This window comes from Chryseobacterium contaminans (assembly GCF_001684955.1).
GTDB lineage: Bacteria > Bacteroidota > Bacteroidia > Flavobacteriales > Weeksellaceae > Chryseobacterium > Chryseobacterium contaminans.
Map to the genome: position 1 here is coordinate 30,872 of NZ_MAYF01000323.1, position 15,615 is coordinate 46,486.

Consider the following 15,615-nt stretch of genomic DNA (forward strand, 5'->3'; position numbering starts at 1 on the left):
AATATGCTGATCTTTTACACTTTATTTTTATCGTAGATCACTTTTTCTTCCTTAATGGTTTGAAGTACTTTTATATCTTTAATTTTCATAGGATCTTCTTTCAGTGGATTCTTATCCAGTATAACCAAATCTGTAAGTTTATTTGGCTCTAAAGTTCCTTTAGATTTCTCTTCCATATACTGAATCGCCGGATGTATCGTCAGAGCCTGAAGTCCCTGATAAGGAGTAATACGCTGATCCGGTCCTATAGGCTTATCTTTACCATACGGAATCCTATTCACCGAAGACCAAAGCACCATCATCTGATTGAGCGGTAAAACAATAAAATCTGTATGATTGGTTGGTTTCAATCCCAGTCCTATAGCATCCTTCATCGGGCTCATATATTCAGCTTGCTTCTGACCTCTGTTAGCAACATGTGCATCAGCAAAATAATAAGTATGCAGGGTATAGAATGATGGCAGGATTTTATATTTCGGGTATTTCTGTAACTGATCGTTTCTCACAAACTGAGAGTGGATCATTGTAATATTTCTTTCTTTACCAAGATCATGTTTGGCTACAGTCTCGTGAACCTTCAGGAAAGCATCAATTGCAGCATCACCATTGGCATGCAGATTCAAAGGGACATTCATCCCATATACCATTGCAACCATAGCATTGAGTTCAGCTTGTGAAAAGATAAGTTCCCCTCTCCAATTTTTGTCATCTTTATTGCTAGGACTTCCGGTAAGATAAGGATCGTTAAAACAGGCTGTTTACCCTGAGGTGAGCCATCTATTGTGATTTTAACATCTCCGATCTTAAGTGATTATCATATTTCTTTCAATCTTTTAAAGGATAGTTTGCCAGAATAGGCTTTAAATCTGTAATAAAGGGAAATGCTACAATATACCATTCTGAGCTTAAACCAAAAGTCTGAAAATATTTTTCTGAATATATCAATGAAAAATCTTAATTTTTTACTTTAAAATCTTCCGGACAAGCTCAAAATGGCTTAAACCAAACAAATTGTCTGATCTTTTTCCAATTGTTGCCTTAGCACCTCTTTTAAAGAGCCTTTATATTTTCCATTAAACAAGAAACATCTTCTTCCATTTTGCAATAGAATTGCGGCTTAAATTAAAGTGATTGGCCAACTGAATATTATTTAGTTTGTGTTTTTTCTGATAATCAAGTATCTCCAATATATCTTTTTTAGTATAGGAACGATGCTTTCTGCTGACTTTATCGGAGTTACCAAAAATCTTTGTATCAAGTTCCAGAATATATAACGAAGACATATTATCTTTACTCAGTAAATCCCTGTACTCTGAGACTTTGTCAGGATATTGCTGATTGATAATATCAGAATAAATACGCTCATAATCGGGTATTATTTTTCTTCTTTGTATTTCATTATCCATTTGTAGAGTGTGGTTTTAGGTATTTTATATTCATTAATAACCTGACTTTTACTCATTACTCCCGACTCAACCTGTTTCAAAATAAAACTGATAATGTCTTTCGTATATATATTTTTCCGGAATCGCGGAAGGGTTGCGTTTGTACTGCCAGTTTTTTTAAATCCCGCTGGTGCATATAAAATTAAATGTTGAGAATAAAGTCTGAAAAAATCATACTCAAGTAACTTACACCATTTTAAAAGGACCTCTGTGGAAATATTTTTCTCCAGGTATATGTCTGTTATTTCCTGCTCTGTACATTTCATAAAGTTACATATTCGAGACATTGGAATTTCATACTCTGCAACTCTGTTTTTTATAAGCCGTCCGATATGTATTTCTTTAAAATTCATGGTATCAGTAATTATTTTATTCAACAATGATAAGATTGCTACAAATAGAACAGGCTTCCCTGCCTGTTAAACCAGACCTAACAAAGTTTATTATACCAGTTTACTTTACAATTCTGAAAGGTATAAACGTTTGTATATCCTTTAATTATCGCAAACGTTCTACAAGGATAACACTTCGGTATGACTGACCTGTTCCAGCAGCAACTCTGTCTATTACAGTCAAAGTCCCAAAACTCTCCGGAGCTATTGTAAAATCAAGATATTGAGCTGTATCCGTAATATTGATAAAATCCTCATAAAGGGCTGTAGTCACACTTGATGAACCTGTAACCCGTATCAAAGAATATTCACTGCCATTAACAATCGATTTTATAAAAAATGTAGAACCAATACCACTATACACTAATCTTACAGTTACTCTATATACCCCGATTGGCAATAAAATCCGGTCTGTTGTTCTTGCCGGAGCCCCCGTACCCGCAGGAACAGCAACTCCTGTAGAAATAGTAGAACCAATGATTTTATTGATGTAGTTGGGCGCCAGATTAGGTGCAGTTCCCATTTGAGTATCATTTGAATTTAAATTAAATCTTAATCCTGATTCCGAGTTGTACGACGTTGCGTTGATTCCCAATCTGATAATCTGTCCGGCAACAGACTGTATATTATTAGCATATACATCTCCGGTTGCAGGATTAATTACCAGCCCATAAGTGGATGTACCGTCAGGAAGGGTTGCCAGATTGGTTACTCTGATCGGAGCGGGACTGTTGGAAGTATCAGCTGCATTAACTTCCAGTTTTCTGTTGGGATTATTAGTTCCTATTCCTATATATCCGGCAGGAGCAGCTAAAGTACCGGACAGTCCTGTACCAAATATCGCATTTCCAATATTTAATTGATTATTGGAAGTATTGGATACCGCCTGGGTACCAGCACCAATAACAATATTATTGCTTCCCGTGGTAATACCTGAACCTGCATTCATTCCGAATGCTGTATTTTGTGTTCCTGTAACAGACGAAAAAGGAAGCGCACCTGTACCAAAAGCTGTATTCCCAAATTTTGACACAGATACTGATGGATTCCCCAGCCATCCTCCCTGGATACTATTTCTTTTAAAAATTAAATCTTGATCATCAGTTGTTCCTAAAAAATGGGTTCCGGAGACAGTCCCTGAATTTCCTGTCAAAGCCCAACCGCTTGATACTGCACCGGAACCGGTAGTTATTTTTATCCATTTATTAATCGTAGGATCTCCATTAAAGTAATAGTATCCGACTGTAGTGACATCCACAGTCTGTCCCGAAGGAGTTCCGGCAGCAGAAGTAACATATACCAGTGCTCCGGTTTGGGAAGATGTATAGGTTTTCAAACTTAAATTATCACCTGAAATTCTTGGTGCAATAATTCCATCCAAAGATGTGGCATCTATGGGCTTTCCTACAACGTCCAGAGTTGCATTAGGACTTTGAGTATTAATTCCAACTTGCCCGTTTATCATCGAAACAGAGCCTAAAACTAATGCTGTAAATATAGATTTTGCCTTCATGGTTTCAAATATTTCAGCAAATCTAAATAACTGCATTTATCGATATGAAATTATTGGTCTTTCAGTATCTAATACTACATCTCACAAAATCTCACATCTGTTTATAGTAACAGGATTACAGTGTATCAATCCATTTATATAAATTTATTTTTTCTGTAAGATTAAGTTTTTTTCTTAACCTGTATTTGCGATTATCAACAGCTCCTACAGTTGTTTTTTTATAAGTAGCGATTTCTTTTGTCTGAAGATTTAATTTCAGGAAAGCACATAACTCCAGATCTGAAGGGGTAAGTTCAGGAAATTCAAGTAATCTGTGATACAGTTCAGGAAAAGTCTGCTGAAATACAATAAAGAATTGTTTATCATTATTTTTTGCGAGATCCAATAACATAGTCAATTCTTCAGATTCCAATCCTCTGTTTCCTGTAAAATGGGATCTGTCTGATAGTCTTTTCCTTTTTTGCATAAAATAAAAACTTACTGCAACTCCTAAAAGAATAATCAAGCTACCTGCAATAAACCATTTCCATTCTGAATTCCGGGAAAGAGTTTCAGGTTTCTTATCAATTCTCTTCTGTGTAATTAATGCGTATTGATTAATTGTTGCCAGACTATCCTTGAGTGCACTGTTTTTTTCAGTGTAATAAAGTTGTTTTTCAGTGTTCCCCTGCTTTTTATAATATTCTATTAATATTGGGTACACATTGATCCCAACCATTGGAAGATTCTGTTTTTTTCCTATTTCCAGCGCTTTATTGAAATATTCCAACGCTTTGTCATAATTATTTTTTTTGAATTCATAATCACCCCGGAAAGCGTAAAGAGCAGCAATGTTTAGTGGATAGTAGGATTTCTTAAGTGCTGTTTCTGCTTCATCCAGCAACCTTTCACCTTTTTCCAGTTCTCCCAATGAAACATATGCGCTGCCAAGACACTGTGCAGCCTGTCCTATACATACATATTTATCAAAAGACTCGGCCTGTATTTTTTGGGATTCCTGATAGGCTTTATTTCCAAAATAGATAATAGAATCTTTGTATGCTTTCTTATCAAAAGCCTGATAAGCATACAGAGCATAATCTAACAATCCTGTATAGATTGAAACCTTTCTGAAATGGAGGGTGTCATTGGATTTTATAAAATCTGATCTTTGAAGTGCTGCAGAAAAATTCCCACGTGCTTCGTCAAAATCCTTTGAAAACGTTAACGCCCTGGCTTTTACCTCAATCAGAAAAGCATAATTGTTATTATCATTTAGTTCTTTGGCCAGGGGAAGTGTTTCTGCAATTAGCTTTAATGCTGAATTGGTATCCGCTTTTGCTATGTAAACCTGAATCTGTTTTATCCTTGAAATGAGTATTCCTTTTTTATAACCAGCCTCTTTTGAAAGATCATAAAGCTGCGTGGTCAGGAGCATTTTTTCTCCTTCACTCAACCTTACATAATTTGATTTATCATTAATCTGACTTAACAGATTATCAATTTTCTGCTTTTGAAAGTTCTGAGGGAAAGCAATTATTGGAAATAAAACCAATACAAAATTTAGTAATTTCTTTTTTTTCATCCTTCTCTAAAAATAATAAATAAAAATGAAAAAAAAACTTTTTTTTATATTAGATATAAGTAACTAAAAAAATCAAGCTTATTCTGTTAATTTCAAATCCATTTTCGTTCAGAATCATCAGACCAATAAGAGAGCTGTGCCTTTAGAATACATAAATATCATCATTTTTTTACTGTATGAAATAATATTAATATTTCTATCTGAAAAAAAATGATAAATTTAATAGTAAAACACAGCACAAATGAAAAAATATTTAACAATGTATTTTATTCTCAGTTCATTACTATTTTTCTCCCAAAATGAAACAGACCTTATTTTAGATGCGGGGGTTGCAAAGGATCAGGTTCAAGGTCCTCAAAAAGCAATATACAATGCAAACAATATTATTCAGAACAAAAATACTACTGACCAGCAGAAAATAAGAGCTTATCATTTGATGAATAATGCCTATCTTATTATGGGGCAAACCTCAGATGCCTTAAATTCAGCAATGAAGGCCAAAGAACTGTCTGATAAAATAAAGAGTCCCGAATATCTGGCTTTGTCTTTATCACTTATTGCCCAGAATTACCGACAGCTATGCCTAAATGATCAGGCTCTGGATTATTATAATCAAACCCTGAAACTCCTAACAAAGATTGATACCCATCAAGATGAAACGGCTTTTCTCGTTGCAGCAACAGCATATGAAATAGGAAATATAGAATATTCAAAAGAAAATGATCAGTCATCCTTAACGTATTACCGCAAATCCATTAATCTCCTCCAACACCTGCCTGATCAATACAAATTAGTTCCGAAATTCGATTATATACTGGCCAACAATTATATGGCAATGGGCAGAAGTTATATAGAATTAAAAAAAAATGACTCTACCCGGATCTGTTATGATAAAGCGCGGGATATTATTTATCCGGTAAAAGATAAGGTCTTACAGGTTTATCTTTTAAAAAGTTATGGAGAACTATATTATACTGAAGGGAATTACAAATCAGCAATAGATTCTGTGGGAAAGGCCGATAAAGTAATCTTTTTTGATGGTTTTGGACTTAAGGGAATTATCTATGAATTATTAGCTAAAAGCTATAATAAACAGGGCGATCATCTTAACTCGGAAAAGTATTACAATCTATTGGAGAATATACAAAAACAAAGAGATAATGAGCTTAACGGCGCCACTTCCTTCGCTTTTACAGGTTCTAAAAAAGAAATGCTGCATATTATTGATGATCAGGAAAAAAGAAAAAGAATTCTTATCGCTGCTCTTATCGTGATAGTATTCACTTCCGGCATTATGATTTTAATTTCCGGGCAAAAAGCTCAAAAAAATAAAAAACTTTACCTGGAAATTAAGGAAAGCATGGACAAGGAAAACAATCTGAAGAAAAGCAATCCTGAGTTTATAAGGTCTTCCTCTATTACGGAAGAAAAAGAAAAAGAGTTACTTATAAAGCTTTCGGAGTTTGAAAATTCAAAAAGAATTATCAGTAAGAACCTTACAATAGCCTCACTGGCCTCTCAGCTGGAAACGAATACTACCTATTTATCCGAGATCATTAACAGACATAAAAATAAAAATTTCAATTCTTATATTAATGGATTAAAGATAAAGTACATTATCAATAAAATACATACTGATTCTAAATATCACACCTACAAAATAACTTATCTGGCTGAAGAATGTGGGGTTCCTTACAGCAGCTTTGTATCAATTTTCAAAGAATATACAGGTATGACACCTTCTGCTTTTCTAAAACAAAGAGCTCAGGAAAACCAGTCTAAATAGAAGTTTAACTTACTGATTACATTACCATAACACTATTCAAAAGCACCTCTGATTTTAATAATCTCAGAGGTATACTATTTTGTTTTCATTTGGTTTCCGGTTTATTTTTAATCAGAAAATTACAGCTGATAAGGTTGCTGCAGCTTTTCGTTTTACTACAGATCATTTTATTATCAATATGAAACCTGCATCACTGCAATGTTCTGCAGACAATATAATTTTCTTTTTTAATGATAAAAAACATCAATCACCAATTCTACTTATGAAAAAAATTTTCCTTCCAGTTTTTGCTATTTTATTACTTCTTATTGGGCTGCTTTTAGCGCGTACTTTTACCTTTCCTTTTAAAAAAATAGCCGCCGCAACTGGCACCCCTGCCCAAATAACAATTAATGACTCTTCTATATCCAGACTTTCCGGAGGCCTAAAAATTCCTACTATTTCTTCAGGAGATTCTTTGAAATTTAATGATGTCCCTTTTGATACATTTAATGAATACATTAAAAAGAATTACCCTTTTATCTATCAACATGCAGAAAGTTACACGATTAACGGCCATGCCCTCGTATTTAAACTGAAGGGTACGGATCCTAATCTACAACCTTTACTTTTCTTATCCCACCTAGATGTTGTACCTCCGGGCGGTGCTGGAATTAAAAATACTGAAACAGATCTGTTCCAGCCAAAAGACAAACCTATTCCACCTGTAAGCAAAATTGCTAAGGAATGGGATTATGGGCCATTTTCAGGAGCTGTTGTCAATGGAAGAATATATGGCAGAGGAACTATGGATATGAAAAGTATGCTATTTGCATTGATGGAAGCACTACAGAACACCATGAAAAGCGGATATCAGCCCAAACGGGATATCTATCTGGCATTTGGTTTTGACGAAGAAGTGGGCGGTGAACTTGGAGCGGCCAGAATAGCAGATTATTTCGGCCGGCAAAGGCTACGGTTTGATGCAATTTATGATGAGGGAGGATTTATTCTCAGTAAAGGAAGTGTTGAAGGGATTGATGCCAATGTTGCACTGATTGGATGCGCCGAAAAAGGCTTTTTATCACTGAAAATTAAAGTGAAAGGTTTAGGCGGACATTCTTCTATGCCTCCATCGGAAACTGCTGTTGGAAAGGCTGCAGCTATTATGCAAAAATTGGAACAAAACCCGATGAAACCTACAATTACACCTTTGATACAAGATTTTTTCAAAAATGTAGGAGGTTCCATGTCTTTTCCTTCCAGGCTGGCCATTGCCAATGACTGGTTACTACAGCCACTTCTGATATCCCAACTTTCAAAAAATCATACTACCAATGCTCTGATTCGTACAACAACAGCATTAACAATGATGAAAGGAAGTGACGCTCCTAATGTCCTGTCTTCAGAAGTCGAGTTTGTTGCTAACTTTAGATTGCTGCCTGGAAATACAATTCAGGAAGTTAAAGAACATGTAGCAAAACTGGCACAGGGATATGATATCGAAATAAGTGAAGTAGACAATTCCCGGGAAGCATCTATCGTTTCACCATCAGATACCAAGGGATATAAAATTATGGAAACATCACTTAACAGAATCTATCCCAATCTGCTTATAACACCTTATTTAACAGTTGGGGGTACAGATGCCATTAAATATCAAGCCCTAAGCAATAATGTCTATCGATTTATGCCTATTAAAATTAATAATTCTGAACAGCAAAGCATGCATAGTATCAATGAATACATCAGTATTGAAAATTATACGAAAATGATCCGTTATTTTGAGTTTATTATGCAGAATTATGATAAAGATGGCGGCAAATAAATAATTGAAAAATGATCACCTACAATTTTCCATTAAGATCAATTAAAAATCATAAAACATGAAAACACATAATGATTTAATGAAGGGACTCATCGTCATTGTAATCAGTACAACGATGATTACCTGTACTAAAAAAAATGAAGAAGAGCAGCAAAACATTTCTAAAAAAGAGATTATTGACAAGCAGTTCTTAACTGAGAAAAAGCAGTCGAAACTAACTCCGGATACTGTTTTAGAAATTTTGAAAGCAAGAAATAAGGAATTCTCCAATGATAATCTAACCATCCGTAATACATCGAAAAGAATCAGAAAAAGTTCTTTAGGCCAGTTCCCCGGAGCCGTGATCCTATCCTGCCTGGATTCCAGGGTACCCGTAGAGGATATTTTTCATTCGGGTATTGGAGATCTTTTTGTAGCCAGAGTTGCCGGTAATATCAGTAACGAGGATATTCTCGGAAGCCTGGAGTTTGCCTGTAAAGTGTCGGGGGCAAAAGTTATTCTTGTGTTAGGACATGAACACTGCGGGGCTATAAAATCGGCTATTGATAATGTAGAATTAGGAAATATAACGGCCCTCTTATCTAAAATAAAACCTGCAATAGAAAAAACAAACGATTTTAAAGGTGAAAAGAGTTCTGTAAATCCTGGTTATCTGGAAGCTGTTACAAAGGCTAATGTTCTGCATACTATTTCCAATATAAGAAATAACAGTCCATTATTAAAAGAAATGGAAAGCAAAGGAAAGATAAAAATAGTAGGCGCAGAGTATCATATGGAAACAGGAAATGTAGAATTCCTTTCAGACTAGAAACAGAAAACCTGGATTTATTCAAAAAAACATTCAATGGTAAATTCTATAATCTAAAATGTTTAAAAAATCTGTTAGATTTAATTCTGTATTATCCGGATTAAAGAATAAAAATTAGATTGCGATAAAGCTTATAAACTATTATCAATTTTTCAGAAAGATATAAACAAAAAAGTCTTCTATTTCTAGAAGACTTTTTGCGATCCGGACGGGACTCGAACCCGCGACCTCCGCCGTGACAGGGCGGCATTCTAACCAGCTGAACTACCGGATCAATTTTTTTTAAAAGAAATTGAGAAAACTTCTGCGATCCGGACGGGACTCGAACCCGCGACCTCCGCCGTGACAGGGCGGCATTCTAACCAGCTGAACTACCGGATCAATTTTTTTAAAGTAATTGAAAAACTTCTGCGATCCGGACGGGACTCGAACCCGCGACCTCCGCCGTGACAGGGCGGCATTCTAACCAGCTGAACTACCGGATCATTGTTTTGTGTGAAAGAACTTCGTTTCTTTTTCGTGGTTGCAAAATTACACCTTTTTTTATTACCTGCAAATTATTTTCAAAAAAAAAGCCTCCCAATCGTGGAAGGCATTCATTATCAAACTTATTTTTTTATAAGTGTGCGCTTAATTTTTCAGCGATTACCTCTTTCGGAGCTACACCTACTAATTTGTCTACTACTTCTCCGTTCTTAAAGATAAGAACTGTAGGGATATTTCTAATACCATACTGCATTGAAATCTCCTGGTTATTGTCAACATCTACCTTTCCTACTACTGCTTTCCCTTCAAAATCTGAAGCTACTTCTTCAATAATTGGTCCCAATGTTCTGCAAGGTCCACACCATACTGCCCAGAAGTCAACTAAAACTGGTTTATCTGATTTTAAAACCGTATCCTGGAATGAGCTGTCTGTAATTTCTAAAGCCATTTTTGTTTCTTTTATTTTAATTAATATTATTTTATTGTTTCAAATCTATTGAGTGTTCAAAATTACGACTTTTACATCATAAGACTATCTATGCTCAACATTAGTTTTTTCTATAGCATAATCCTTTGAAATCTCTTTTAAGGCATTTACTAATGCGTCTATATCAGCTTTTGTTGTTAAGTGGCTGAAAGAGATACGTAACGGTGTACAATGATCCATTTCATCTTCAGAAAGAACCATCATCATAACCATAGATGGCTTGGATGCTCCGGAAGAGCATGCACTTCCCTGAGAAATAGCGATCCCTTTCATATCCAGCTGAAGACCGATTAACGGATTTTTATAAGGCAATAAAGCACTTAAAACGGTATAAAGGCTGTTTTCCTTCTCAGCACTTCTTCCGTTGAATTTTATGCCTTCAATTTCAGCTGATAATCTTTCGATAGCATAGTCTTTGATTTCCTGCATATGCTGAGTGTATTCATTCATATGAGCAAGAGAAAGTTCTAATGCTTTACCTAGCCCTACAATACCGCAAACATTCTCAGTTCCTGCTCTCAGGCTTCTTTCCTGAGGGCCTCCGGTGATAATTCCTTTCAGTCCGGTTGATTTTCTGATATAAGCAAAGCCTGATCCTTTTGGCCCATGAAACTTATGAGCACTGCATGAAGCGAAATCTACAGGAATGTCTGAGAAATCAAGGTTCATGTGAGCCATCGTTTGTACTGTATCAGAATGGAATAGAGCATTATGTGCCTTGCAAAGTTCAGCTACTTTTTTAAGGTCCATCAGGTTTCCGATCTCATTATTGGCATGCATTAAACTTACCAACGTTTTTTTATCTGAGGCTTTTAATAATTCTTCTAATTTATTAAGGTCAATATCTCCTTTTTCATTAGGACGGATATAATTTACTTCTACTCCCTTTCTTGCCTTCATATCCAGGATACTTTCAGAAACACATTTATGTTCCAAAGGCGAGCTGATGATTCTTTCTACTCCAAGGTGTTCTACCGAGGATTTGATAATCATATTATTGGATTCTGTTCCACAGGAAGTGAAAATGATCTCAGCAGGAGTTACATGAAGATAGTCTGCAACCTGTCTTCTTACATTTTCAATAAGGATTTTGGCTTCCTGTCCAAAGCTATGAGTTGAAGACGGGTTTCCGAAGTTCATCTTCATCGTACCAACCATTGCATCTATAACTTCTTCTGCAAGCGGAGTGGTTGCGGCATTATCTAAATATATTTTATCCATTATTATTTTGAATATTTTAATTCTACGGAAGTAAACTGGTAATCTGCAGGAACAGCAAAAACGAACCAGGGATTAGAAAGCACCTGAATTTCCATTCCGCCGGAAGGTTCTCCAGCCGGAACTTCTACATACAGAACATTATTCTTGACAGATACCCCTTTAATCTCATTGATAGTATGGCTTCCTGATCTGAAGCCTCCCAGATTGTATACAATAACTTTCTTGTCTTTCGGAAATTTCGGATAATTGGATGCAGGATCTTTCCCTTCTTCCACAAGCTGAAAACCACTTTTGCTCAAAGCAAGGTATTCTTTTTCATCTTTAAGGATCCTGAAACCTGGCTGTTCGGTACCTCCTTGAGATTGGGTTACAAGAAGTTCTGCTTTCTGCTGCATATCAGACAATTTTTGTTGAGATGTTGTTGTACTTGCACAGCTCATCAGGATGGCTGTAAATGCAATTAACAGACTTTTCATTTTTTACACTTTTATCACCCAAAATTAGTGAAAAAATTGGTAATGTCCCTCATTTGCCCATTTCAACATTGGCTTATCCCCGGAAGTATCACCAAATGCAATAATTTTGTCATACTTGGAATCGTGAATTTCTTCCTTTATTCGTACCAGTTTTTCTTTACCGTTACAGTTTTTCCCAATAAAGTTTCCTGTGAATACACCGTTCTTGAACTCTGCCCTCGTAGAAACAAGCTGCATTTTCAATACCTCAGCAAAAGGCTTCACCCAGATGTCCAGAGAAGCAGTTACCAATAAACTTTGTGTATTATTCCTATCGATATTTTGAATAAAATCCAGTGCATTTTCCCTTACAATTTTAGGGTAATGTGCTTCAAAAAACTGTTTGGATTTCAGTTCTATTTTTTCTTGAGTCTGACCTTTTAAAATAGATCCGATAAAGCTTTTCTTCACTTTTTCAGTTTCTGCCAATTTAAGCTTCAACAGGATAAAAAGCGGTACATGTTTTAAAAATTGTATTCTATATTTTGTAGAATCGTAGAATTTAAGATACATAAACATGGTATCTTTATACGTCAGGGTTCCGTCAAAATCAAAACAATACAATTTTTTCATTTTTTAAAGCTTTAACTTTTTAAATATAAATTCAGGGATATTCCTGATAATCATCATAATAATACTCCAAACCGGCAAAACATAGGCCACGTTCTTTTGTCTTTTGAACGCTTTATAAATACAAGCTGCTGCCTGCTTAGGAGTTGCTGTTAATTTAGGATTTAAAGGCAGACCTTCTGTCATTTTAGTGGCCATAAATCCTGGTTTTACAGTTAGGACATGTACTTTTTTACTGAAAAGATAGTTTCTAAGTCCGCTTAAATAGGCGGTAAAAGCCGCTTTTGCACTTCCGTAAATAAAATTACTCTGTCTACCTCTGTCTCCTGCCACTGATGAAAGTCCGATGATCGTCCCTGATCTTCTGCTTTCAAATTTATGGGCAAAATAATTCATTACCGGAATCAGTTTAGCGTAATTGATATTGATAATACGTTCTGTATTTTTATTATCATACAGCCCTTCTTCGGTTCCTTCCCCTAAATATCCTACGGCACAAAATAATACATTTGAATTGACATAATCAAATTTGTTATAATCAATTTCTTTCATCAGATCCAGTTCTATCACTTCAGACTGCTGTAGAAATTTCACATCAATATGCCTTGCAAACCTTTCTGTAGTTTCTTTATTTGAGGTAAAAAGATAGATTTTTTCAAACTTTTCTCCTTCCTGAAGTGTTTTTTCCACAAATGCCTGTGCCACTTCAGATGTACTTCCCAGAACTATCATTATGAATTGTTATTTAAGATTCTTTTGTGCTGTAAAGACACAAATTTAGGACTTCTAATATTTTTCAGGTAATTGGTTAATGAAGATTTGCTCATACTGTCTTTGGTAAGATAAATCCTTCCTCCAAATTCCTGAACAATACTATCCAGCTCCTCTACCAGTTTTTTAAGCTTTGAATTTACTTTAAAATCCAATGCCAGCGTATACCCTTCTACTGGAAAAGAATTATATGCTTCCGGATTATTCTTCCCGAAAAGCTTTAACACGGCTAAGAATGAACCATTTCCACTGTTAGCAATTGTTTCAAGGATTCTTTTCATTCCTTCCTTTCCGGATTCTTTTGGAATCACCATCTGATATTGTATAAATCCGGATTTCCCGTAGATCTTATTCCATTCATTAATGGCATCCAAAGGATAGAAAAATGTTTCGTAGTCGATAAAGTTCTTGACTTCTTTTTTGGATTGTTTTTTATAATAGAGCCAATTGAAAATCTTTACTGTAAGAGCATTTAATACAAACCCCGGAAAGTAAAAAGGAACAGTAGGCTGTAATTTTTTCTTCAGTCTTAAAGGTGTTTTTGCCATAGCCTGAGGTAATTCATGCTGGAAAGCATGTTCTCCTCTCATCAGAATACTTCTCCCGATATTTTTTCCTTTCTGAAGACAGTCAATCCAGGCTACTGTATAGGTCCAGCTTTCACTCTCATCAAATAATTTGAAAATCTCGTCAAGATTATCTGCTTTGATGCTTTCCTGACGGATATAGGCAGATTCAATATTTTTAAGCTTAAATTTTGCGGTCAGAATAATTCCTGTAAGTCCCATTCCTCCAATAGTAGCCCAGAACTTTTCTGAATTTTCTTCTCTTGAACAGGTAATGATTTCCCCATTCTCCACCATCAGTTTAAATTCAATTACATATTCTGAGAAACAGCCTTCTGCGTGGTGATTCTTTCCATGCACATCGGAAGCAATAGCTCCACCCACAGAAACAAATTTTGTTCCAGGAGTTACATACAGAAAGTATCCCTGCGGCACTGATATTTCAAGTACGTCTGAAAGCAGTACTCCGGACTCACATTCTATGATCCCGTTCAGGCGGTCAAAACTGATGAACTTATTTAATTTTTTGGTAGAAAATATGCTTTCTCCCAATGAAGCATCCCCATAACATCTTCCGTTTCCTCTGGCAATAACTTCATTGTGGCTGAGTACGAATTCTTTTATGTTTTTGAAGCTGTCCTCAGATCTCATTTCTTTTTCCACTACCGGGAAATTACCCCAGTTTGTAACTCTCTGTGTGAAATTCGGCTTCATTTCTTAAAGTAAATTTGAATTAAAAATGTGGCCACCCAAAGTAATAAAGTAACCTGTATATAACGGTCTCTGTACACAATTTTTGTAGGAGATTCTGTTCTGTTGTACACCAATGTCTGCTGCAAATATCTTAAAAGAGCAAATACAACGAAAACTACAGTATAAAATACTCTTTCATGGAATCTCGCCTGTACTTCCGGTGAGAGGGTAAACATCAGATAGCAAACAATTGCCAGGGTGATGGAGATAGACAATGCAATATCTGCAAACTGTACATTATAACCATCCAAAGCTTTTCTTGTTTTTCCTGAAACCTGAGCATTGATAAGCTCTCCTCTTCTTTTTCCAATAGCTAGTACCAATGCCAGAACAAAAGTTAATAAGATTGCCCATTGGGAAATACTGATCCCGGTAATGTAACCGCCTGCAAGAACCCGCAGTACAAATCCTATAGCAATGATAAAAATATCTATGATTGGAACATGTTTTAGTCTGAATGTGTACGCAAGATTCATCATCACATAAAAAGCAATAATGGTTGCAAATTTCCATAAGGGCTGTTGAAAATACAGCTGGGCAAACCCTACAAAAGCAATATCCGCAATCACAAGACTAATAAGGATTGCTATTGCAGTAGATTTTGATATAGCCCCACTCGCCAGCGGGCGTCTTCTTTTCTCAGGATGTTTTCTGTCTGCTTCAATATCATTATAATCATTAAGAATATAAACAACACTGGCAGCAAATGAAAAGATGATAAAAGCAAAGATACTTTTGGTAAGTAAATCAAGGTTGGTAATATTACCGGAGAAGAATAGAGGAACAAATACAAAAAGGTTTTTCACCCATTGCTCTACACGGAGCAGTTTTAAATATTTTTTCATTTATGTTATTTCAATTACAAAAATAATAAATTAAAAATTGACAGGCATAAAAATACAAAAAAAACCGCCGGGGCGGTCTTTTACGA

General features: G+C 35.5%; 14 protein-coding genes, 3 tRNA genes and 1 pseudogene. 3 read left to right on the forward strand and 15 right to left on the reverse strand.

Annotated features, from left to right (window positions below; translation table 11 throughout):
* Positions 1-14: 14 nt before the first annotated feature.
* The 5 genes and pseudogenes from BBH99_RS17315 to BBH99_RS17335 form a co-directional block, all read right to left on the reverse strand.
* Positions 15-746: pseudogene (locus BBH99_RS17315) on the reverse strand (amidohydrolase family protein); the annotation flags it as partial.
* Between the two features lie 327 nt (positions 747-1,073).
* The gene (locus BBH99_RS17320; protein WP_066698616.1) at positions 1,074-1,406 is read right to left on the reverse strand and encodes a transposase; all 333 of its coding nucleotides are present in this window, start codon (positions 1,404-1,406) and stop codon (positions 1,074-1,076) included.
* Positions 1,376-1,798, reverse strand: a complete 423-nt coding sequence (locus BBH99_RS17325) for a transposase (protein WP_066698748.1) — start codon at positions 1,796-1,798, stop codon at positions 1,376-1,378. The genes BBH99_RS17320 and BBH99_RS17325 overlap by 31 nt, the downstream gene beginning before the upstream one ends.
* Positions 1,799-1,943: 145 nt before the next feature.
* Complete coding sequence (locus BBH99_RS17330) at positions 1,944-3,386, reverse strand: autotransporter outer membrane beta-barrel domain-containing protein (RefSeq protein ID WP_066698618.1); 1,443 nt, start codon at positions 3,384-3,386, stop codon at positions 1,944-1,946.
* Positions 3,387-3,465: 79 nt separating this feature from the next.
* The gene (locus BBH99_RS17335; protein WP_066698623.1) at positions 3,466-4,914 is read right to left on the reverse strand and encodes a tetratricopeptide repeat protein; all 1,449 of its coding nucleotides are present in this window, start codon (positions 4,912-4,914) and stop codon (positions 3,466-3,468) included.
* Positions 4,915-5,155: 241 nt separating this feature from the next.
* Between BBH99_RS17335 and BBH99_RS17340 the strand changes: the two genes are divergently transcribed.
* From BBH99_RS17340 to BBH99_RS17350, 3 genes are all read left to right on the forward strand, one after another.
* Complete coding sequence (locus tag BBH99_RS17340; RefSeq protein ID WP_066698626.1) at positions 5,156-6,700, forward strand: AraC family transcriptional regulator; 1,545 nt, start codon at positions 5,156-5,158, stop codon at positions 6,698-6,700.
* Positions 6,701-6,962: 262 nt separating this feature from the next.
* On the forward strand, positions 6,963-8,507 hold the full coding sequence (locus tag BBH99_RS17345; protein WP_066698750.1) for a M20/M25/M40 family metallo-hydrolase: 1,545 nt from the start codon (positions 6,963-6,965) through the stop codon (positions 8,505-8,507).
* Positions 8,508-8,565: 58 nt separating this feature from the next.
* Positions 8,566-9,315, forward strand: coding sequence for a carbonic anhydrase family protein (locus BBH99_RS17350; protein ID WP_123873207.1), 750 nt, complete (start codon positions 8,566-8,568; stop codon positions 9,313-9,315).
* A gap of 200 nt (positions 9,316-9,515) precedes the next feature.
* Here BBH99_RS17350 and BBH99_RS17355 read toward each other — a convergent pair.
* The 10 genes from BBH99_RS17355 to BBH99_RS17400 all read right to left on the reverse strand — a co-directional run bounded on the left by BBH99_RS17355 (position 9,516) and on the right by BBH99_RS17400 (position 15,529).
* Positions 9,516-9,589, reverse strand: a tRNA-Asp gene (locus BBH99_RS17355).
* Between the two features lie 33 nt (positions 9,590-9,622).
* A tRNA-Asp gene (locus BBH99_RS17360) sits at positions 9,623-9,696 on the reverse strand.
* A gap of 30 nt (positions 9,697-9,726) precedes the next feature.
* Positions 9,727-9,800, reverse strand: a tRNA-Asp gene (locus BBH99_RS17365).
* A 131-nt stretch (positions 9,801-9,931) separates the two neighbouring features.
* On the reverse strand, positions 9,932-10,249 hold the full coding sequence (gene trxA, locus BBH99_RS17370) for a thioredoxin (protein ID WP_027374941.1): 318 nt from the start codon (positions 10,247-10,249) through the stop codon (positions 9,932-9,934).
* A gap of 84 nt (positions 10,250-10,333) precedes the next feature.
* Positions 10,334-11,509 (reverse strand): cysteine desulfurase family protein, encoded by a 1,176-nt coding sequence (locus BBH99_RS17375; protein WP_066698629.1) that lies wholly within the window; start codon positions 11,507-11,509, stop codon positions 10,334-10,336.
* A gap of 2 nt (positions 11,510-11,511) precedes the next feature.
* On the reverse strand, positions 11,512-11,985 hold the full coding sequence (locus tag BBH99_RS17380) for a hypothetical protein (protein WP_066698632.1): 474 nt from the start codon (positions 11,983-11,985) through the stop codon (positions 11,512-11,514).
* Between the two features lie 24 nt (positions 11,986-12,009).
* Entirely contained in the window at positions 12,010-12,597 is a 588-nt protein-coding gene (locus tag BBH99_RS17385) for an HAD-IB family hydrolase (RefSeq protein WP_066698635.1), read from the reverse strand.
* A 3-nt stretch (positions 12,598-12,600) separates the two neighbouring features.
* Positions 12,601-13,326 (reverse strand): SDR family NAD(P)-dependent oxidoreductase, encoded by a 726-nt coding sequence (locus tag BBH99_RS17390; RefSeq protein ID WP_066698637.1) that lies wholly within the window; start codon positions 13,324-13,326, stop codon positions 12,601-12,603.
* Positions 13,326-14,645 carry an FAD-binding oxidoreductase gene (locus tag BBH99_RS17395; protein WP_066698639.1) on the reverse strand — a complete coding sequence of 440 codons (1,320 nt, stop codon included), beginning with the start codon at positions 14,643-14,645 and terminating at the stop codon, positions 13,326-13,328. Before BBH99_RS17395 ends, BBH99_RS17390 begins: the two co-directional genes overlap by 1 nt.
* Positions 14,642-15,529, reverse strand: a complete 888-nt coding sequence (locus tag BBH99_RS17400) for a decaprenyl-phosphate phosphoribosyltransferase (protein WP_066698642.1) — start codon at positions 15,527-15,529, stop codon at positions 14,642-14,644. The genes BBH99_RS17395 and BBH99_RS17400 overlap by 4 nt, the downstream gene beginning before the upstream one ends.
* Between the last annotated feature and the right edge of the window lie 86 nt (positions 15,530-15,615).